This is a genomic window from Helicobacter pylori (genome assembly GCF_006439795.1).
GTDB classification, from domain to species: Bacteria; Campylobacterota; Campylobacteria; order Campylobacterales; family Helicobacteraceae; genus Helicobacter; species Helicobacter pylori_CR.
Window position 1 is genome coordinate 24,049 of sequence record NZ_VEYL01000016.1, and the last position, 18,601, is coordinate 42,649.

The window sequence follows — 18,601 nt, forward strand, 5'->3', positions numbered from 1 at the left end:
TTTATGGCATTATTATTCACGGGGGCGTGCGGGTATATAGGATCGCATACCGCAAGGGCGTTTTTAGAAAAAACCAAAGAAAACATCATTATTGTAGATGACTTAAGCACCGGTTTTTTAGAACATATCAAAGCGTTAGAGCGTTATTACCCTAATAGGGTTGTGTTTATTCAAGCGAATTTGAATGAAACGCACAAATTAGACGCGTTTTTGAATGAGCAGCAGCTAAAAGATCCCATTGAAGCTATCTTGCATTTTGGGGCTAAAATCTCAGTAGAAGAATCCACACGCTTGCCTTTAGAATACTACACCAATAACACGCTCAACACTTTAGAGCTTGTCAAACTTTGCTTAAAACATGCAATCAAGCGTTTTATTTTTTCTTCCACGGCCGTGGTTTATGGCGAATCTGGTTCAAGCTTGAATGAAGAAAGCCCCTTAAACCCCATTAATCCTTATGGAGCGTCTAAAATGATGAGCGAAAGAATCTTGTTAGACACTTCTAAAATAGCGGATTTTAAATGCGTTATTTTGCGCTATTTCAATGTGGCTGGGGCATGCATGCAAAATGATTATACCACGCCTTACACGCTAGGACAGCGCACGCTCAACGCCACGCATTTGATCAAAATCGCATGCGAATGCGCGGTGGGGAAAAGGAAAAAAATGGGGATTTTTGGCACTAACTACCCCACAAGAGATGGCACTTGCATTAGGGATTATATCCATGTAGATGATTTGGCTAACGCGCATTTAGCGAGCTATCACACTCTTTTAGAAAAAAATAAGAGCGAGATCTATAATGTCGGCTACAATCAAGGCCATAGCGTGAAAGAAGTGATAGAAAAGGTCAAAGAAATCTCAAACAACGATTTTTTAGTGGAAATTTTAGACAAACGACAGGGCGATCCAGCAAGCCTTATTGCCAATAACGCTAAAATCCTACAAAACACCCCTTTCAAACCCCTTTATGACAACCTAGACACCATTATCAAAAGCGCTCTAGATTGGGAAGAGCACCTTTTAAGATTTCAATAATACACCCTGTGCAAATACAAGCCATTAGCCATTATGGGCGTTCTTATAGTGGCTTTGAGGTTGTGGATTTGCATTTCAATTTCAGCGAGCGTGATTTTTTCTAGTGAATATTGAACGCATGCTTGAATGATCAAACGCACGCTGGAGCGTAAAAACGCATCGCCAATGATTTTAAACACCACGCACTCATGCCCCATGATAAAGGCTGTATAAGCAAAAGCGTTAAAAATAGCGCGTTTAGGATTGGTTGTCGCTCCGCCTTCTTTCTTAAACATGGAAAAATCATGCTTGCCTATGAATTGCTTTAAAGCGGTGTTTAATGCATCTAGTGAGCCATAATCCCCACAAGCGATATAAGGCACTAAAAAAGGCGTTTTTAAATTCTTTGTTAAAAGGTAACGATACGCTCTTTTTTGAGCGTCAAAACGCGCATGGAAGTTTTTTTCTTCTAGCTTTTTTAAGACAATGTGCGGGGCGAGTTTAGGGGCTAGATAATAAAATAATTTAGCGGCATTCCAGTGTTTTGGAGCATAAAAAGACAAAACCTGGTTATTCGCATGCACGCCTTTATCCGTGCGCCCAGCCGCAATTACAACGCTTTTAATCCCTAGCGCATTTAAAGCGCTCTCTATCTTATCTTGAACGCCGAGTTTGTTAGGCTGTTTGGCATAGCCTAAAAAATACGCCCCATCATAAGCGATAGTAGCCTTAAAACACCGCATTTAATAACGCTTTAAAATGAATTTTCTAAACAACAAATAAGAGACAAACGCCCAAATAAAGGGGAAGAAAAAGGTCATCAAAAACAAATCCGTAGAAATCACATGCACCATTAAAAAATAAACCCCAACCGCTCCAAGGACATAAAAATAACTCCAATTCGTTTTGAATCGTGGGTTGGCGATACCAAATAGGGGGATCAAAAACACGCTCGCTAAAGGGAACAATGAAACTAAGATCGCTTGAGAAAAACGGCGTTTTTGATTTTTATTAGCGTTTTTACCAAAGGCTTTTTTCCAATAACCTAAATAATCCGTGCCTTGCAAATAAGCCGCATCATTAGAATTGAAAGACTTGAGCTTGTTGCGCAAATGCAATTCTTCAAAATCAACTTTACGCATTTTATCGCCTTGAGTGAAATACGCATGCCCTTTGTATAAATTCAATTCAAACACGCCGTTTTGATTGTTGATATTGCCTTTTTGGGCTAGAATGAAGCTTTCTTGAGAAAGGCTTTTATTGGAAAAAAGCACTAAATTATCATAGGAATTGTTCTCAGCCTTATCCACATACACGAGCCAATCGCCTAATTTTTGCCCGAATTCACCGGCTCTGATGTTAATATCAATCTTGTCTTTTTTTTGACGCAAAAACCCGTAATAAGCGCTCTTAGAAGTGGGGATTAAAATAAGCGAAAACACCAATAAAATCGCACTCACTAACAGACTTAAAGGCACAAACGCTTTAGTCATTGTTTTAGGCGAAACCCCTAAAGAGAAAAACACTAACAATTCATGGTCATAGCTAAGCCTTGAAAGCCCTAAAGCGCAAGCCGCAAAAAAAGTGATCGGCAAAATAAAAAAAATGGTTCCAGGTAAGGAATACAAAAAGAGTTGCACCAGATCCAAAAAGCTCACTTTAATCACGAGCGTTACGCTTGCAATACTGATTAATAGCACGATAGAAGAGATAAAAAACAGCACTAAAAAGAAAGAGAAAAAGACTTGCGAAACCGCCATGAAAAGATAGTGTTTAATCATGCCTTAATCTTTATTGCACCCCATCTACAACAGGCACAAACGAGCATTTTTCTAACACTTTTTGGACGCGCAAGGCGTTATTTTGCTTCACAAAGCGTTTGATCACTTGCTCGTTATTTTCTTGAATGGGTGCGACTAATATCCCACCTTCTTCAAGCTGATCAATAAGCGCTTGAGGGATATTTTTAGCGCAAGCAGAGAACAAAATCCTATCATAGGGGGCGTATTGATCCCAGCCCTTATTCCCATCAGCGAATTTGACATGAACATTGTCTAAACCGAGAGTTTTAAGGCGCAAACGCGCTTCTATATACAGGCTTTCAATCCTTTCAATGCTAAAAACGCGCCTAAAAATTTGAGACAAAACCGCCGCTTGATAGCCGCTCCCGCAGCCAATTTCTAGCACGCTATCCACATGATCAATTTCTAAATATTGCGTCATTTTGGCCACGGTTAGGGGCGAAGAAATGTATTGTTGCGCTTGCATAGAAAGCGCATTTAAAGTGTAAGCAAAATGTTTAAAAGGGGCTGGCACAAAAACCTCTCTTTCAATGCTTTCCATAGCCTCTCTCACTTTGGGGTGCAAGTTGAAACGCTTATTGATTTCTTCACACATCAAATGGTTTTTGATACTATTCAAACAAACCCCTTAAAAATCATCAAAACTCACGCTCCCTTTAGCGTAATTGCTCACCCTAGCTTCAAAGAAATTAGAGCGTTGCTCATTGAAACTTGAAAAGCTCTCTACCCATTTAATGGGGTGTTGGACGCCATAAACTTTAGCGATACCCACCTTACTCAAACGGCTATCCGCTAAAAACTGGATGTATTGCTCAATCAAGCTTGAAGTTAGCCCTAAAATCTTGCCTTGCGTGATATAATCCCCCCACAAAGCTTCAATTTCTACCGCTTTTTTAAACATTCCTATGACTTCATTAATCAATTGCAGCGTGAATAGATCCGCTCTTTCATGCCTTAAAGCGTTGATCATGTTTTGGAATAAAATCAAATGCGTTACCTCATCTCTTTGAATAAAACGAATCATTTGCGCTGATCCTAGCATTTTACCGCTCCTAGCCAAAGTGTAAAAATAGCTAAACCCACTATAAAAATAAATCCCCTCTAAAATTTGGTTAGCAAAAAGCGCTTTGAGGATGTTTTCTTCTGTGGGGTTTTTGGCTAATTCCATATACACTTGCGCGATATAGTCGTTCTTGCTTTTTAATTGCATATCGTTACGCCACATGTCATAAATTTCTTCAGTATTCGCGCTTATGCTTTCTACCATCACCGCATACGCATGGCTGTGTAAGGCTTCTTCATAAGCTTGACGCACCAAACACAAATTGATTTCGGGGCTGGTGATAAAGGGATTGATATTGTCAATTAAATTATTCGCTTGCAAGCTATCCATAAAAATGAGTTGCGCTAAAGCTCTGTCATAGCCGATCTTTTCTTCTGCGCTTAATTTCAAATAATCTCTTTTGTCATCGTTCATGCTCACTTCTTCAGCAAACCAGGTGTTAGCGAGCATCGTTTTCCACAAATGATCCGCCCATTGATACTTGATTTTATTCAAATCAAACATGCTTGTAGGATTGCCCCCAAAAATCTTTCTTTCATTCACACTTTCTGTAGAATTGGGGTTGTAAATTTTCTTGCGTGAAACTTCCATTTTGTTCCTTAATTTCCTTAAAACTATCTCAATGATATAGTCTTGTTAGAATACCTTAAAAGAATTTAAAACTCCCTAAAGCCAGAAAAAACTCCAAATTTTAAAAAACTTCAATTTTTCAGTATTTTTAAAGGATTAAAAAGCTAAAATACTGCTTCTTTATTTTCTACTTCTTATGCATGCAGTTGCGTGCAGTGTGCGGAAGTGGCGAAATTGGTAGACGCACTAGACTTAGGATCTAGCGCCGCAAGGCATGAAGGTTCGATTCCTTTCTTCCGCACCATTCTTAATGATTAAGACTTGAAGCCCTAAACGGGACTCATTCTATTAAAACCTTCAAAAGTTTTTAAAACGCCATGAGCGATGTTTTGAACGCTCTCTAAATTTAAATTCGCATGACAAGGCAAGGAAATTTCAGCGTTATAAAAATCTTCTGTGCTTTTTAATGGGGCTGTATTGAAGAGCTGTTGATACAATTGGTATTGGTAAATAGGCTTGTAATGCACTTGGACTAAAATGCCAAGCTTGTGCAAACTTTCTAAAATCAGTTTTTTGCATGTAAAAAATTTTTGATCCATTAAAATAGGATAAAGGTGGTTAGAGCTTTGATGTTTTAACAAGGGGTGTAAAGGGGTGAAATAAGGGTTATCTTTAAAAATCCTATCATAGGTTAGAGCGACTTCTTCTCTTTTTTGCCTTAAAAAGGGGGCTTTTTTAAGCTGGCTCAAACCCAAAGCACTTTGGATTTCATTCAAGCGGAAGTTATGCCCTATGCTTTTGACTTCGCCTTCAAAAAAATCTTTTTTGAGCATGCCATGAGAGCGAAACAATTTCATTTTTTCATATAATTCGCTATTATTAGTAACGACCGCTCCCCCCTCAGCCGTAGTGATAGGCTTAATGGCATGGAAACTAAACACGCTCGCTAACGCAAAGCCTCCTACTTTTTTGTTGTGATACTCGCTCCCTAAAGCATGCGAGCTGTCAGAAAGAAAACTCAAAGAATATTTTTTGCAAAGCTTTTGAATGCTTTCTACTTCCACGCTTTTACCGGCATAATCCACACTCACTATGGCTTTGGTTTTTTCGTTAATGAGCTTTTCTAGGGCCAATTCATCTATATTGCCATCGTTTTTGACTTCAGCAAATACGGGTGTATAGCCGCTTTCTAAGAGCATGTTAGCCGTCGCTACAAAGCTTATAGGGGTGGTGATTATTTCATTACAATGAGCGCTAAATCCGCTAAAATTCCTATAAAGCGTTAAAAGGGCTGAAGTCGCACTGTTAAACACTAACGCATGTTTAACGCCCAAAAACTCGCACAAAGCTTCTTCAAATAACAGAGAGCGTTTGCCTTGCGTGAGCTGTTTGGAATTTAAAACCTCTAAAACAGCCTTTTTATCTTCTTCATCTAAACAAGGCTCGCTATAAGCAAACAATTTCAAGCGAGCAAGTCTTGCAAGCGAGATGGGGTGATCTTGCTTGTGTCATGGACATCTTGGAATTTTTGAGCGTTCAGTCTCGTTTTATCTAAGGTGTTGTATTCCTTGTTTAAATGATTCGTTTCAGCGAGCTGTTTTTTCCACTGGTGCAAAGAGTTTTGGATGTTTTCTTTCTCACTTTCTAATGATTTTGAAAATTTCTCCAAAGCTTTCGTGTCATCAATATCAATATTGCTAGGGAGTTTCAAACTATCGTTGCCTGATTTTTGGTTGAAAGAATCAATCGCTTTATCCAAACGGCCTTTAAAACGCTCAAAATCGCTTCGATCTTTTTCATTGTTGTGAGCGTAAGATTTAGAAATCCCCACCAACTCTTTAGCGTCTTTATCCATGCCCTTTAAGCTTTTGAGACGGCTTTCTAAATCCCCTATGGCTAGGTTATCCTGCTTAGCTTGTTTGGCCAATTTGATCTTTTCATCATTCTCTGAAAGATTTTGAATTTCCTTATTTTCTTCTTTTCTTGCGTGCGGACTAACCCTTTGGGTATGGTAATCCCTCATCATCAAAGACGGGTTATAATGATTTGAAATCTTAGACATCCTATCCTCCACTTCATTTTATTTCTTAAAGATAAGATAAGCAAACTTTATTCCTAAAAACATTTTGATCCACTCAATTCTATCTAAAAATATTAATCTAACCCTAAAACCCTTTCTAACTCTTTGATGAGGTTTGTAATTTCTTTCAGTTCTTTAAGATTGAGGGTGAGCTTATAATTGACTTGATTATCAGGATTCATTGGCACCAATTGCTTTTTAAATTCATTTTGTTTCATAAAGTATTTTCTTTCTTTATGAATGTAATGGATTTCATCTTTTTTAAAAACTCTATAAAGTAATTGGTCCTCGCACACTCCTAAGCAAATCAAAAAATCATAGTTGTATCGTGGGTTTATACCATTGAACTGAAAAGTGTTGTTGGTTCTGCCTTTTCGTGCTGTTTTGACTTCAAAGGATACGCCGCTTTTTGTCATAATATCGTATTCATCATGAATAATGCCATCATTGATTACTCCATCTATGGCGTTAAGCACGCTTTTTAAAAACTCTTCACCAATCTGCCCTATAGCGTTGGCTTCAAAATCTCTAATTTTTGAAAAAATAGCGTTGTAATCTTGTCCTAAATTCAATTCTTTATGTTTTTTTTCAATAATTTTTAAAAAAGTTTGTTCTAAGTCCATCAATTATCCTTTAAACCATCCAAATGATCATATAAGGCTTGAAAAATATGACTTTTGCCTAAATGATAGCAAGAATTAGTCGCTAAACTTGCGTATTTTGTCCAATCAATTTCTTTGAATAGTTTTTTTAATTTAGCGTTTAAAACCTTGTCAGCGCTAGTAAATACCACAGCAATACCAGATTGATACTTAACTTCCTCAAAGTTCTCTACAATTTGTGTGCTTTTATAAAAAGTTGATGAAATGTAAAAAGACGCTTTTTGATTAAAAATCCACTCTTTACCGCATTCTCTGTTTTTAGCTAATGAAACCGTGAAAACCTTGATATATTCGCTAAAGGGTTCTTTATGGCGATCCTTATACCAAGAAAATTCACTTTTTTTGTTTTGATACTTTTTGCTCCAAATTTGAAACACGCAATGCACATCCACTTCTTTATCTTTAAAATCTATAAACGCATTTTTTTCTAAGCGTTCGCTATAAAGCAGATTTAAACCTTTCACACGATACTTAATAGATCCTTTTCCTTGACTTTCAAAAAACATGGGCAAAATAAAACACACAAAATCACAATTTCTAGCATGGTTGATAAATTCTAATGCCATAACCCCACGATGCCCAAAAGGAGGGTTGCCCAAGCAAATTATTTTTTGATGTGTGGGCAATTTATAATTTAAAAAATCGCATTGAATAAATCCATCTCTTTTGGGTTCAATATCTATGCCAATGCGTCTATTTTTAGGGAATAAGTCATAAAACACCCCATCGCCTGCACTTGGTTCTAAAAAAATAAAGTCATCTAGATTTTCGTATTTTTTAATCACTTCACAAGCTTTTTGGAAGCATTTTAAAGCCACACTAGGTTTAGTGAAATACTGATCTAGAACATTGCTAGAATTTTCTTTCATCTCATTGCCATTGGCATAGCGTTTAGGGGTAATTTCTTTAAACAAGGTTTGCATGAAAAAAACTTTACTATAAAACTTAATGCTGATTCTTTCTGATCGCTTAAAATCCTTAAACTATGCTTAAAAAAACCCTTAAAACTTAAAAATTTTCTTCTAAATACTTCGTGTGGATTTTTGCTTGCCTGAAATCCGCATTTTCAAGCATTTCAAGGTGGAAAGGAATGGTCGTTTTAATGCCTTCTACTTTAAATTCCTTTAAAGCCCTTTTCATCTTGGCGATCGCTCTTTCTCTGTTTTCACCCCACACAATGAGCTTGCCAATCATCGAATCGTAGTGCGTAGGCACGACATAATTAGCATGCGCGTGCGAATCAAGGCGCACATTCACCCCACCAGGGGCGATCCATTCGGTGATTTTGCCCGGGCTTGGGTAGAATTTTTTAGGATCTTCTGCTGTGATTCGGCATTCTATCGCATGCCCTTTGAGGGAAAAGCTTTCTTGCTTGGGCAATTTTTCGCCTTGAGCGATTTTAATCATCCATTCAATAAGGTTTAACCCGCTCACCATTTCGCTAATGGTGTGTTCCACTTGCAAACGAGTGTTCATCTCCATGAAATAAAAATCTTTCATGTTAGAATCAAGCAAAAATTCAAAAGTCCCCGCCCCCACATAGCCGATGTATTTAGCGGCCTTGATCGCTGTTTCTAACAAACGCTTACGCACGCCTTCTTCTAAAACCACCGCCGGGGTTTCTTCAATGAGCTTTTGTTGGCGTCTTTGCACCGAGCAATCCCTTTCGCCCACATGAATGACATTGCCATGCTTATCGGCTAGAATTTGGACTTCAATGTGTTTAGGCTTGTTGATGAACTTTTCTAAATACACGCTTCCATCGCCAAACGCGCTCAAAGCTTCCGTTTCTGCGGCTAGATAAAGGTTTTTAAGCTTGGATTTATCTCCTACGACGCGCATCCCTCTCCCACCCCCACCAGCGGCCGCTTTAATGATGACAGGGTAGCCGATTTTATCAGCGATTTCTTCAGCTTCTTGATAGCTTTTAAGCAACCCATCGCTACCCTCAATCACAGGCATGCCGGCTTCTTTCATCACGCTTTTGGCTTTGGATTTATCGCTCATTAAAGCCATGACTTTCGCGCTTGGGCCAATAAATTCCAAAGAATGGTGCGAGCAAATTTCTACAAAATTCTGATTTTCACTCAAAAACCCGTACCCGGGGAAAATCGCATCCGCTTCAAACAATTCCGCCGCACTGATGATCGCAGGGATATTCAAGTAACTCTCGCTGGATTTTGCCCCCCCTATACACACTTTTGCGCTAGCCGTATTGAGGTAGTGGGCGTCCTTGTCAGCGATAGAATAAATGGCTATGGATTCTTTACCCATTTCTTGAATGGTTTGGATCGCTCTTAAAGCGATCTCGCCTCTATTAGCGATCAAAATGCGTGAAAGCTCTTTTTTCTCTACCTTTTTATTTTCTTTATTCATGGGTTTTAAAGCTTTTCCACTTTGATGAGTTTCGTGCCGTATTCTACCGGTTGAGCGTCTCCCACTTCAACAGAAACCACCTTGCAAGGGTATTCCACTTCAATTTCATTCATGATTTTCATCGCTTCTACAATGCCCACGATTTGCCCTTTTTTAAGCGTATCGCCCGCTTTGACATAAGGCTCAGCCCCAGGGGATGGCGCATGATAAAAAGTGCCTACCATAGGCGAAAGCACGAAATCTTCTTTTTTATCCACAATAGGGGTGCATACCATAGGCACAGGGGTTTGAGCGCTTGGCATGCTCGCTTCTACCATGATGGGGGCTTGGATGGAGGCTTGAGAATGAGCGGGATTTAACGCATTTTTTTTCGTATAAGCGGATTCTTTATCCAAAACCAGTTCAAAATGCTCATGCTTTAATTTCAAATGCCCTAAATCAGAAGCTTTAAATTCTTTGATCAACTCTTCAATTTCAGAAAGGTTCATAACGATCTATTCCTTATATTATTTTAAAGTATGCCACAAACGCATAATCTTACTAACCATAAGCGTTTTTAGCAAAAAATTATTGTTATAATAACATAATTATTAACAAACTTTAAAGGCTTTGTGCGTATGGGATTAAAAGCGGATTCTTGGATTAAAAAAATGAGTTTAGAGCATGGCATGATTAGCCCTTTTTGCGAAAAGCAAGTCGGTAAGAATGTGATCAGCTATGGTTTGAGCAGTTATGGGTATGATATTAGAGTGGGGAGTGAGTTCATGCTCTTTGATAACAAAAACGCTTTGATTGACCCTAAAAACTTTAACCCTAACAACGCAACTAAAATTGATGCGAGTAAAGAGGGTTTTTTTATCTTGCCCGCTAACGCGTTCGCCCTAGCCCATACGATAGAGTATTTTAAAATGCCTAAAGACACTTTAGCGATTTGTTTAGGCAAAAGCACTTACGCCAGATGCGGGATTATTGTGAATGTTACGCCTTTTGAGCCGGAATTTGAAGGCTATATCACGATTGAAATTTCTAACACTACTAATTTACCGGCTAAAGTCTATGCCAATGAGGGGATCGCGCAAGTGGTGTTTTTGCAAGGCGATGAAGTGTGCGAGCAAAGCTATAAAGACAGAGACGGTAAGTATCAAGGGCAAGTGGGCATCACTTTACCTAAAATTTTGAAATGACAAAAAATTAAAGCTGGAATAATCTAACTCCATCAAACTTTTTAATCTTTTTATCCATTCCCATAACAATTAAAGCCTTTCTTTATCAAATATTATTCGTTTTTTAATACAAACAATACCGCAATTTCTCAAAAATGTATTATAATACGAAACTTCAGTTTTATTGAGTTACAAACTCTTTGAGAACAAAACGCTAAACCATTTAGGAAATTACCATGCTAAAACTCGTTAGCAGAACGATTTGTTTGTCCTTAATCGGCTTGTTCAACCCTTTAGAAGCCTTTCAAAAACACCAAAAAGACGGCTTTTTTGTAGAAGCCGGGTTTGAAACCGGGTTATTAGAAGGCACGCAAACTAAAGAACAAACAATAACCCAAAACACCCAAAAAATCTATGAAAACCCCCTAACCCACCCCCAAACCAAAGAGCAACCCAAAGAACAAAACAAGAGTGATACAGCCACCCCACAAAGCGTCTATGGGAGATACTACATCCTCCAAAACACCATTTTAAAAAACGCAACCGAACTATTCACCACGAACAATATAGAAAATGGCTTAACTTTTTATTCTCAAAGCCCTGTGTATGCGAATATGGTTAATGGGAGCGTAACCATACAAAACTTTCTGCCTTACAATTTAAACAATGTTGAACTTAGTTTTAAAGACGCTCAAGGCAAGGTAATCAATTTAGGCGTGATAGAGACTATCCCTAAAGATTCTCAAATCATTCTGCCTGCAAGCTTGTTTAATGATTCAGAATTTGAACAAGCTGATAGCTTTAATTACCAACAACTTCAAGCCACTGCCACACAATTTTCTGATGCTAACACGCAAAGTTTGTTTCAAAAGCTCAGCCAAATCACGACCAATGTAACGATGAGTTATGAAAACGCCGATACCAACAATTTTAAAGGTAATTGCACTAATTGCGTGTCAGATTTCACCCCACAAACCGCAGAACAATTGACTAATTTAATGCTGAATATGATTGCAGTGTTTGACTCTAAAGCTTGGGAAGAAGCCGTTTTAAACGCTCCTTTCCAATTTTCTAACAGCCCATCAGAGTGCGGCTCTGACTTTCCTAAGTGCGTGAATCCTTTCAATAACGGGCGTGTCGCTCCCATCTATGAAAAATACGTGCTAACCCCACAATCCGTTATAGATGCGTTTAGAAGAACGATCAATCTTGAAGTGAATATCCTAAAATCAGGGTTTGTAGGGCTAGGGTATGAACTTGATGATAATGATGGTAATCTAGGGATAGAAGCTTCTGCCTTAAATCCTGAAAAATTGTTTGGTAAAACTTTGAACAAAGTTGATATTGTGGAATTAAGAGACATTATCCATGAATTTAGCCACACTAAAGGCTATACGCATAATGGGAACATGACTTATCAAAGGGTGCGTTTGTGTCAAGAAAACGGCGGAGCCATACAAGAATGTGAGGGTGGAAAAGAAGAATTAGTCAATGGGAAAGAAGAATTAAAATTTACAAATGGGAAAGAAGTGAAAGATCAGGATGGTTACACCTATGATGTTTGCTCTCGTTTTGGCGGCAAAAATCAGCCCGCTTTCCCCAGCAATTACCCCAATTCCATCTACACCAATTGCGCTCAAGTCCCAGCCGGGCTTATAGGGGTTACTACTGCCGTTTGGCAACAGCTCATCAATCAAAACGCCCTGCCCATTAATTTCGCTAACCTAAATAGCCAAACCAGCCATTTAAACGCTGGGTTGAATGCGCAAAATTTTGCAACCTCTATGGTCAGTGCGATCACGCAAAATTTTTCCACCACTTCCACCACCACTTACCACTCTTCAAGTAAAAATTTTAGAAGCCCTATTTTAGGGGCCAATGTTAAAATAGGCTACCAACATTATTTCAATGACTACATCGGGTTAGCCTATTACGGCATCATCAAATACAACTACGCCAAAGCTAACGATGAAAAAATCCAGCAATTAAGCTATGGTGGGGGAATGGATGTGCTGTTTGATTTCATCACCACTTATACTAATAAAAAGCAAGACCATCCAACTAAAAAAGTTTTTGCTTCCTCTTTTGGGGTGTTTGGGGGGTTAAGGGGCTTATACAATAGCTACTATGTCTTCAATCAAGTCAAAGGGAGCGGTAATTTGGATATAGTTACTGGGTTCAATTACCGCTACAAGCATTCTAAATATTCCATAGGCATTAGCGTTCCTTTAATCCAAAGCGGTATTAAAATCGCTTCTAATAATGGTATCTATGCAGACTCTGTTGTTTTGAATGAGGGGGGCAGTCATTTTAAGGTGTTTTTTAATTACGGGTGGGTATTTTAAATTTTAAACTTTGCTTTACTTGAAGCTTTTTAGCAAAAAGTTAAGTTTTTAGAATTTGTTTTTAAAACTTTTGCAATGCCCCCTAAATTTGCGCGATACTCGCCACAAACACGCACGCGCTCTCAGACTTTAGCACCATATCTAATGGGATGCGATAAATTTCACGTTCTTTAAAATACTCCCTTTCTTGTTCGCTAAAGCCTCCTTCAGGCCCTATGATAATACCCTTTTCAAAATTCGCGCTTGCGGGTAAGGTTTCGCCGTTAAAATCTAAAACGCTCGCCTTAGGGTAGGCGTTTAACACTTCTTTGGTGCTTGGAAACGCTTCCAATTCCATTAAAACGCTGCGGCCGCATTGCTCGCAAGAATGGATCAAAATCTTTTGGAAGCGTTCTAATTTGGCGCTGTCTATTTTTTCATTGCGCTGGCTAAAATCCGCATAGAACAAACTCAACTTGCTCACGCCTAACTGGTTTAAAAAGGGTAGGATTTTTTCAACGCTTTTGATTTCAATCACGCTTAAAATCAAATGCGTTTTTTTATTAGCCATAATCTCTAATGGTTGCGTGCCCACTAGCCTTAAAAGGGCGTGTTTTTTAGTGATTTCTGCATGCTCATAGGTGTATAAAAAGCCGTCTTTTAAATTCCTTAAATCCAAACGACTCGCGCTTTTGATACGCCTTGAGCGGTATAAATGGATATAACTCTCGCCTTCTATTTTTAAAGTAGGCTCTTTGGCTAAAGGGTGGTAGACAAAACGCATTCAAATGCCCATTAACACAACAATAAGAATCGTTTCTAAAAAATACAGGATTTTAGCTTTTTTAATATACGCTTCCATCCTTTCTTTTTTAGTGATAGCGAATTTCACGCTTTTATGGCGTTTGATTTCTGCTATGAGCATCAACAACAACCCTAAAAGCATGACAACAGCGCTAAAAGAAAATTCAAATTGTTGCATCGCCCAAATAAAAATCCCGCTCAAAAGAGCGATGCTTAAAAGAATGTAAATCGCTGGCATGACAAGATAGATTTTTCGGTTTAATTGGATAAAATTCTTTTCTTTAAAAAGGGTGTAAAGATTGATCATAAAGGCTAGGGCGAGCAAGGCGGCAAAAAAGGCATGGATAAGCAAGGATTGAGCCATCACAGAAGAATCTTGTGTATTTAATGCTTGCAAACTCATCTCTAACATTAACTTCTTTCTAACGATTTATTTTTTATTAATCGTTTTATTTTAGCATGCACCAATGAATTTAATCAATGAAAAGCTTAATAATTTAGAAAATAACGCCACAAAATCCCCCAAAGAAGCGGTTGTTCTTTTGAATATGGGAGGGCCTAACAGCCTTTATGAAGTGGGGGTGTTTTTAAAAAACATGTTTGATGACCCCTTTATCCTTACCATTAAAAATAATTTTATGCGTAAAATGGTGGGTAAAATAATCGTCAATAGCCGCATAGAAAAATCCAAAAAAATCTATGAAAAATTAGGAGGCAGATCCCCTTTAACGCCTATCACATTCGCCCTTACAGAGCGTTTGAACCAATTGGATCCTTCTCGCTTTTACACTTATGCGATGCGCTATACCCCCCCTTATGCGTCTATGGTCTTGCAAGATTTAGCCTTAAAAGAGGTAGAAAGCTTGGTGTTTTTTTCCATGTATCCGCAATATTCTAGCACCACCACCCTTTCTAGTTTCAATGACGCTTTTAGCGCTCTCAAATCTTTAGAAATTTTCCGCCCCAAGGTGCGAGTCATAGAGCGCTTTTATGCTGACAAAAAGCTTAATGAAATCATTTTAAACATGATTTTAAGCACCCTAAACAACCGCAAAAGCCAGGATTTTGTCTTAATCTTTTCCGTCCATGGCTTACCCAAAAGCATTGTTGATGCCGGCGATACTTACCAGCAAGAATGCGAACACCATGTGAGTTTGTTAAAAGAGTTGATGCAACAAAAAAATATCCCTTTTAAAGAAGTTTTACTCTCTTACCAATCTAAGCTAGGGCCTATGAAATGGCTAGAGCCAAGCACTGAAGAGCTGATAGAAAAGCACCGCAAATCTAACATTATCATCTATCCTTTGGCTTTTACGATTGATAATTCTGAAACGATCTATGAATTAGACATGCAATACCGCTTGATGGCAGAGCGCTTGGCGGTTAAAGAATATTTGGTTTGCCCATGCTTAAACGATTCCATAGAGTTTGCAAAATTTATCATTGAATTAGTGAAAAACCTTAAAAGTGAGTGAAATTTGCATAAAAAGGCGATTATTATAGTAAAATACCGAGTTTCCAAATTTATCAAACAATAAAGGTTATTACATGTTTTCACTTTCTTATGTTTCCAAGAAATTTTTAAGCGTTTTGTTATTGATTTCATTAGTTTTAAGCGCTTGCAAATCCAACAATAAAGAAAAGTTAGATGAAAATCTTTTAAGCTCTGGCTCTCAAAGCTCCAAAGAATTGAACGATGAGCGAGACAATATAGACAAAAAGAGTTACGCCGGTTTAGAAGATGTTTTTTTAGACAATAAGTCTATTAGCCCCAATGATAAATACATGCTTTTAGTTTTTGGGCGTAATGGTTGCTCCTATTGCGAAAGGTTTAAAAAAGATCTCAAAAATGTCAAAGAATTGTACGACTACATTAAAGAGCATTTTAGCGCTTACTATGTCAATATCAGCTACTCCAAAGAGCATAATTTTAAGGTTGGCGATAAGGATAAAAATGATGAAAAAGAAATCAAAATGTCCACAGAAGAATTAGCGCAAATTTATGCCGTCCAATCCACCCCTACGATTGTTTTATCCGATAAAACCGGTAAAACCATCTATGAATTGCCCGGCTATATGCCCTCCACACAATTTTTAGCCGTGTTAGAATTTATCGGCGATGGGAAGTATCAAGACACGAAAAACGATGAGGATCTCACTAAAAAATTAAAGGCTTACATCAAGTATAAAACCAACCTTTCTAAAAACAAATCCAGCTAGGAAAGTGCATGAAAAACCTTAAGAGCTTGCTCTCTTTTTTGCTGGCTTCTTTTTGGGTCGCTATCCCTTTAATCGTGCTCTACGCTTGCACATGCGCGATAGCCACTTTTATAGAAAACGATTACGGCACGAGCGCGAGTAAGGCGATTGTGTATAACACCCCTTGGTTTAATTTCTTGCATGCGTATTTGTTGGTGGTTTTAATAGGCACATTCATTAAATCTAAAGCTTTGGAGCGCAAAAGGTATGCGAGCCTTTTTTTCCACAGCTCCTTGATTTTCATCATTTTAGGGGCAGCCATCACGCGCTTTTTTGGCGTAGAAGGGCTTATGCATGTGCGAGAAAACAGCGCGCAAAGCTCTTTTGAAAGCGCGGACACTTACCTTAATATCACCCTAAACGACGAAAAAAAACTTTCTTTAAAAACGCCTTTAACTTTTTATTATTCCAAACGATTAAAACCCATTCATGCCACTTTAGATCACAAGCCTTTGATTTTAGAACCCTTAGAGATTTACAAGCAAAACGCCATTAAAAAAGATGATGCCATGATTTTAGTGTTGAAAGCGACTTATAACGGCGTGAGCCGCAAATTCAACCTCATTAAAAACAACAGGAATGAAGGCATAGAAGAAAGCGAGATGTTTAAAGACGACAAGCTCTCTTTAAGTTTTGGATCCGCTTATATTGAGTTGCCTTTTCAAATCAAACTGAAGCGTTTTGAATTAGAGCGCTACGCCGGCTCTATGAGCCCTTCATCTTACGCTTCAGAAGTGGAAGTTTTGAAATTGGATAACACTTTAATCAAACCTTATAGGATTTTTATGAACCATGTCTTAGATTATGAAGGTTATCGCTTTTTCCAATCTTCTTATGACATGGATGAAAAAGGCACGATCCTTTCTGTCAATAAAGATCCGGGTAAAATCCCCACTTATTTAGGGTATGCGATGCTTATTTTGGGGGCTTTGTGGTTGCTTTTGGATAAAAACGGGCGTTTTTTAAAGCTTTCACGCTTTTTAAAATCCCAACAAGCCGCTAGTTTCTTACTCGCTTTAATTCTAGTCAGCCCTTTTACTTCTTCGTTCGCCAATGAAGGCCAAATTGACATGCATGGGGGCAAAAGCGCTAAAATAGAACGACAAAAGATAGAAAATTCTGCTAATAAAGAAGATTCTAAAAGCGCGATTTTAGAGCGTTTGAAACGTTTAAGAGAGTATTCCAAAGATCATTTAAAAGCCTTTCAAAGGCTTCAAGTCCAGGATTTTGACGGGCGCATCAAACCCCTTGATACCATTAGTATTGAATATGTCCATAAGATTTTAAGAAAAGATGATTTTCAAGGGCTAAACGCCATGCAAACGCTTTTAGGGATCATGTTTTTCCCCAATGATTGGCGCAGTATTAAGATGATTTACACTTCCAATAAAGCCTTAAGAAAGCTTATCGGCACGCCTTTAGACGAAAGCCGTATCGCTTTTAGAGATGTTTTTGATAGCCGTGGGTATAAATTAAAAAATTTGGTTGAAGAAGTCAATCAAAAATCCCCTAATGCGCGCAACGAGTTGGATAAAGACATCTTAAAAGTAGATGAACGAATCAACTTAGTTTATACGCTTTTTAGCGCTCAATTTTTACGCATTTTCCCTAGCGATAAAACCACCGCTTGGCTCTCGCCTATTGAAGCGATCAACAGCCCTAATAAAGAAATTTCAAGCGTGGCAACGGAGTTTTTAAAAAATATTTTTAGCGGCTTTGATGACGCTTTAAAAACCAATCAATGGGATAAAGTGGAAAAAACCCTAAAAGATTTAAGCATTTACCAAAAAGAGCATGCCAAAAACCTCTATTTGCCCTCTTCTAAAGTGGATTCTGAAATTTTTTTAAACCACACCAATTTTTTTAACCGCCTGACTTTGCCTTACCTCCTTTTAGGGTTGTTGCTTTTTATCGTGGTGATCAGCTCTCTTGTTAAAAACACGATTCCAAATGTTTGGCCCACTAAAACCCTTTATATGGCTATTTTGCTTTGTGCGATCGCTCATTCTATGGGGCTAGTTTTACGCTGGTATGTGAGCGGGCATTCGCCTTGGAGCAACGCTTATGAGTCCATGCTTTATATCGCATGGGCTTCTGTTATTGCAGGGTTTGTTTTACGCTCCAAACTCGCACTATCGGCTTCTAGCTTTTTAGCCGGTATCGCGCTCTTTGTGGCCCATTTAGGCTTTATGGACCCTCAAATTGGCCATTTAGTGCCGGTGTTAAAATCCTATTGGCTCAATATCCATGTTTCTGTCATCACCGCCAGTTATGGCTTTTTGGGTTTGTGTTTTGTGCTAGGGATTTTGAGTTTGGTTTTGTTTATTTTGCGCAAACAAGGGCGTTTCAATTTAGACAAAACCATTCTCTCCATTAGCGCTATCAATGAAATGAGCATGATTTTAGGCCTGTTCATGCTCACGGCCGGGAATTTCTTAGGCGGGGTGTGGGCGAATGAATCTTGGGGGCGCTATTGGGGGT

18 protein-coding genes and 1 tRNA gene are annotated in these 18,601 nt (G+C 38.4%); 7 read left to right on the forward strand and 12 right to left on the reverse strand.

From position 1 onward, the window contains the following. The first annotated feature begins 3 nt into the window (after positions 1-3). A complete protein-coding gene (gene galE, locus FIM66_RS06800; RefSeq protein WP_140548708.1) occupies positions 4-1,038 on the forward strand; it encodes a UDP-glucose 4-epimerase GalE in 1,035 nt (344 codons plus the stop codon). Here the strand turns inward: galE and truA are convergent. The 4 genes from truA to FIM66_RS06820 are packed head-to-tail and all read right to left on the reverse strand — an operon-like array spanning position 1,032 to position 4,473. Further along, on the reverse strand, positions 1,032-1,760 hold the full coding sequence (gene truA, locus FIM66_RS06805) for a tRNA pseudouridine(38-40) synthase TruA (RefSeq protein WP_140600271.1): 729 nt from the start codon (positions 1,758-1,760) through the stop codon (positions 1,032-1,034). The genes galE and truA overlap by 7 nt on opposite strands. Next, positions 1,761-2,798, reverse strand: coding sequence for an LptF/LptG family permease (locus FIM66_RS06810; RefSeq protein ID WP_000589931.1), 1,038 nt, complete (start codon positions 2,796-2,798; stop codon positions 1,761-1,763). Positions 2,799-2,808: 10 nt separating this feature from the next. Next, complete coding sequence (pcm, locus tag FIM66_RS06815; protein ID WP_108313900.1) at positions 2,809-3,438, reverse strand: protein-L-isoaspartate O-methyltransferase; 630 nt, start codon at positions 3,436-3,438, stop codon at positions 2,809-2,811. Between the two features lie 9 nt (positions 3,439-3,447). Then, on the reverse strand, positions 3,448-4,473 hold the full coding sequence (locus tag FIM66_RS06820) for a ribonucleotide-diphosphate reductase subunit beta (RefSeq protein WP_140567239.1): 1,026 nt from the start codon (positions 4,471-4,473) through the stop codon (positions 3,448-3,450). A gap of 198 nt (positions 4,474-4,671) precedes the next feature. Here FIM66_RS06820 and FIM66_RS06825 point away from each other — a divergent pair. Then, positions 4,672-4,756, forward strand: a tRNA-Leu gene (locus tag FIM66_RS06825). A gap of 25 nt (positions 4,757-4,781) precedes the next feature. On the opposite strand, the gene pseC is transcribed toward FIM66_RS06825, so the two are convergent. From pseC to accB, 6 genes are all read right to left on the reverse strand, one after another. Beyond that, positions 4,782-5,918 (reverse strand): UDP-4-amino-4,6-dideoxy-N-acetyl-beta-L-altrosamine transaminase, encoded by a 1,137-nt coding sequence (pseC, locus tag FIM66_RS06830; protein WP_140548702.1) that lies wholly within the window; start codon positions 5,916-5,918, stop codon positions 4,782-4,784. Next, on the reverse strand, positions 5,915-6,514 hold the full coding sequence (locus tag FIM66_RS06835) for a Laminin subunit alpha-2 precursor (protein ID WP_120860408.1): 600 nt from the start codon (positions 6,512-6,514) through the stop codon (positions 5,915-5,917). Before FIM66_RS06835 ends, pseC begins: the two co-directional genes overlap by 4 nt. A gap of 92 nt (positions 6,515-6,606) precedes the next feature. Beyond that, the gene (locus FIM66_RS06840) at positions 6,607-7,155 is read right to left on the reverse strand and encodes a restriction endonuclease (RefSeq protein ID WP_140600272.1); all 549 of its coding nucleotides are present in this window, start codon (positions 7,153-7,155) and stop codon (positions 6,607-6,609) included. Continuing rightward, positions 7,155-8,117: an SAM-dependent methyltransferase gene (locus FIM66_RS06845; RefSeq protein ID WP_140600273.1), complete on the reverse strand. Its 963-nt coding sequence runs from the start codon at positions 8,115-8,117 to the stop codon at positions 7,155-7,157. Before FIM66_RS06845 ends, FIM66_RS06840 begins: the two co-directional genes overlap by 1 nt. A gap of 85 nt (positions 8,118-8,202) precedes the next feature. Beyond that, on the reverse strand, positions 8,203-9,570 hold the full coding sequence (locus FIM66_RS06850; protein WP_120837025.1) for an acetyl-CoA carboxylase biotin carboxylase subunit: 1,368 nt from the start codon (positions 9,568-9,570) through the stop codon (positions 8,203-8,205). A 5-nt stretch (positions 9,571-9,575) separates the two neighbouring features. Beyond that, positions 9,576-10,058: an acetyl-CoA carboxylase biotin carboxyl carrier protein gene (accB, locus tag FIM66_RS06855; RefSeq protein ID WP_001053829.1), complete on the reverse strand. Its 483-nt coding sequence runs from the start codon at positions 10,056-10,058 to the stop codon at positions 9,576-9,578. A gap of 129 nt (positions 10,059-10,187) precedes the next feature. Here accB and dcd point away from each other — a divergent pair, with 129 nt between their 5' ends. Together dcd and FIM66_RS06865 are read left to right on the forward strand one after the other, a co-directional pair. After that, positions 10,188-10,754, forward strand: coding sequence for a dCTP deaminase (gene dcd / locus FIM66_RS06860; RefSeq protein ID WP_140476131.1), 567 nt, complete (start codon positions 10,188-10,190; stop codon positions 10,752-10,754). A 215-nt stretch (positions 10,755-10,969) separates the two neighbouring features. Beyond that, a complete protein-coding gene (locus FIM66_RS06865; RefSeq protein ID WP_140548696.1) occupies positions 10,970-13,078 on the forward strand; it encodes a porin family protein in 2,109 nt (702 codons plus the stop codon). Positions 13,079-13,160: 82 nt separating this feature from the next. Here the strand turns inward: FIM66_RS06865 and FIM66_RS06870 are convergent, their stop codons facing one another. Together FIM66_RS06870 and FIM66_RS06875 are read right to left on the reverse strand one after the other, a co-directional pair. Continuing rightward, positions 13,161-13,841: a 16S rRNA (uracil(1498)-N(3))-methyltransferase gene (locus tag FIM66_RS06870; protein ID WP_140600274.1), complete on the reverse strand. Its 681-nt coding sequence runs from the start codon at positions 13,839-13,841 to the stop codon at positions 13,161-13,163. Then, the gene (locus tag FIM66_RS06875) at positions 13,842-14,273 is read right to left on the reverse strand and encodes a hypothetical protein (RefSeq protein WP_121294669.1); all 432 of its coding nucleotides are present in this window, start codon (positions 14,271-14,273) and stop codon (positions 13,842-13,844) included. Between the two features lie 55 nt (positions 14,274-14,328). Here FIM66_RS06875 and hemH point away from each other — a divergent pair, with 55 nt between their 5' ends. The 3 genes from hemH to FIM66_RS06890 form a co-directional block, all read left to right on the forward strand. Further along, positions 14,329-15,336, forward strand: coding sequence for a ferrochelatase (hemH, locus tag FIM66_RS06880; RefSeq protein WP_140600275.1), 1,008 nt, complete (start codon positions 14,329-14,331; stop codon positions 15,334-15,336). Positions 15,337-15,409: 73 nt separating this feature from the next. Next, complete coding sequence (locus FIM66_RS06885) at positions 15,410-16,081, forward strand: SoxW family protein (RefSeq protein WP_140497144.1); 672 nt, start codon at positions 15,410-15,412, stop codon at positions 16,079-16,081. Positions 16,082-16,089: 8 nt separating this feature from the next. Beyond that, positions 16,090-18,601: cytochrome c biogenesis protein (locus FIM66_RS06890; protein ID WP_140600276.1), on the forward strand; the 2,512-nt coding region annotated here is incomplete at its 3' end.

Coding starts and splice junctions, on each gene's coding strand:
- galE (WP_140548708.1), top strand. CDS start 4: ATGGCATTATTATTCACGGGGGCGTGCGGGTATATAGGATCGCATACC.
- truA (WP_140600271.1), bottom strand. CDS start 1,760: ATGCGGTGTTTTAAGGCTACTATCGCTTATGATGGGGCGTATTTTTTA.
- FIM66_RS06810 (WP_000589931.1), bottom strand. CDS start 2,798: ATGATTAAACACTATCTTTTCATGGCGGTTTCGCAAGTCTTTTTCTCT.
- FIM66_RS06820 (WP_140567239.1), bottom strand. CDS start 4,473: ATGGAAGTTTCACGCAAGAAAATTTACAACCCCAATTCTACAGAAAGT.
- FIM66_RS06835 (WP_120860408.1), bottom strand. CDS start 6,514: ATGTCTAAGATTTCAAATCATTATAACCCGTCTTTGATGATGAGGGAT.
- FIM66_RS06840 (WP_140600272.1), bottom strand. CDS start 7,155: ATGGACTTAGAACAAACTTTTTTAAAAATTATTGAAAAAAAACATAAA.
- FIM66_RS06845 (WP_140600273.1), bottom strand. CDS start 8,117: ATGCAAACCTTGTTTAAAGAAATTACCCCTAAACGCTATGCCAATGGC.
- FIM66_RS06850 (WP_120837025.1), bottom strand. CDS start 9,570: ATGAATAAAGAAAATAAAAAGGTAGAGAAAAAAGAGCTTTCACGCATT.
- accB (WP_001053829.1), bottom strand. CDS start 10,058: ATGAACCTTTCTGAAATTGAAGAGTTGATCAAAGAATTTAAAGCTTCT.
- dcd (WP_140476131.1), top strand. CDS start 10,188: ATGGGATTAAAAGCGGATTCTTGGATTAAAAAAATGAGTTTAGAGCAT.
- FIM66_RS06865 (WP_140548696.1), top strand. CDS start 10,970: ATGCTAAAACTCGTTAGCAGAACGATTTGTTTGTCCTTAATCGGCTTG.
- FIM66_RS06870 (WP_140600274.1), bottom strand. CDS start 13,841: ATGCGTTTTGTCTACCACCCTTTAGCCAAAGAGCCTACTTTAAAAATA.
- FIM66_RS06875 (WP_121294669.1), bottom strand. CDS start 14,273: ATGTTAGAGATGAGTTTGCAAGCATTAAATACACAAGATTCTTCTGTG.
- hemH (WP_140600275.1), top strand. CDS start 14,329: ATGAATTTAATCAATGAAAAGCTTAATAATTTAGAAAATAACGCCACA.
- FIM66_RS06885 (WP_140497144.1), top strand. CDS start 15,410: ATGTTTTCACTTTCTTATGTTTCCAAGAAATTTTTAAGCGTTTTGTTA.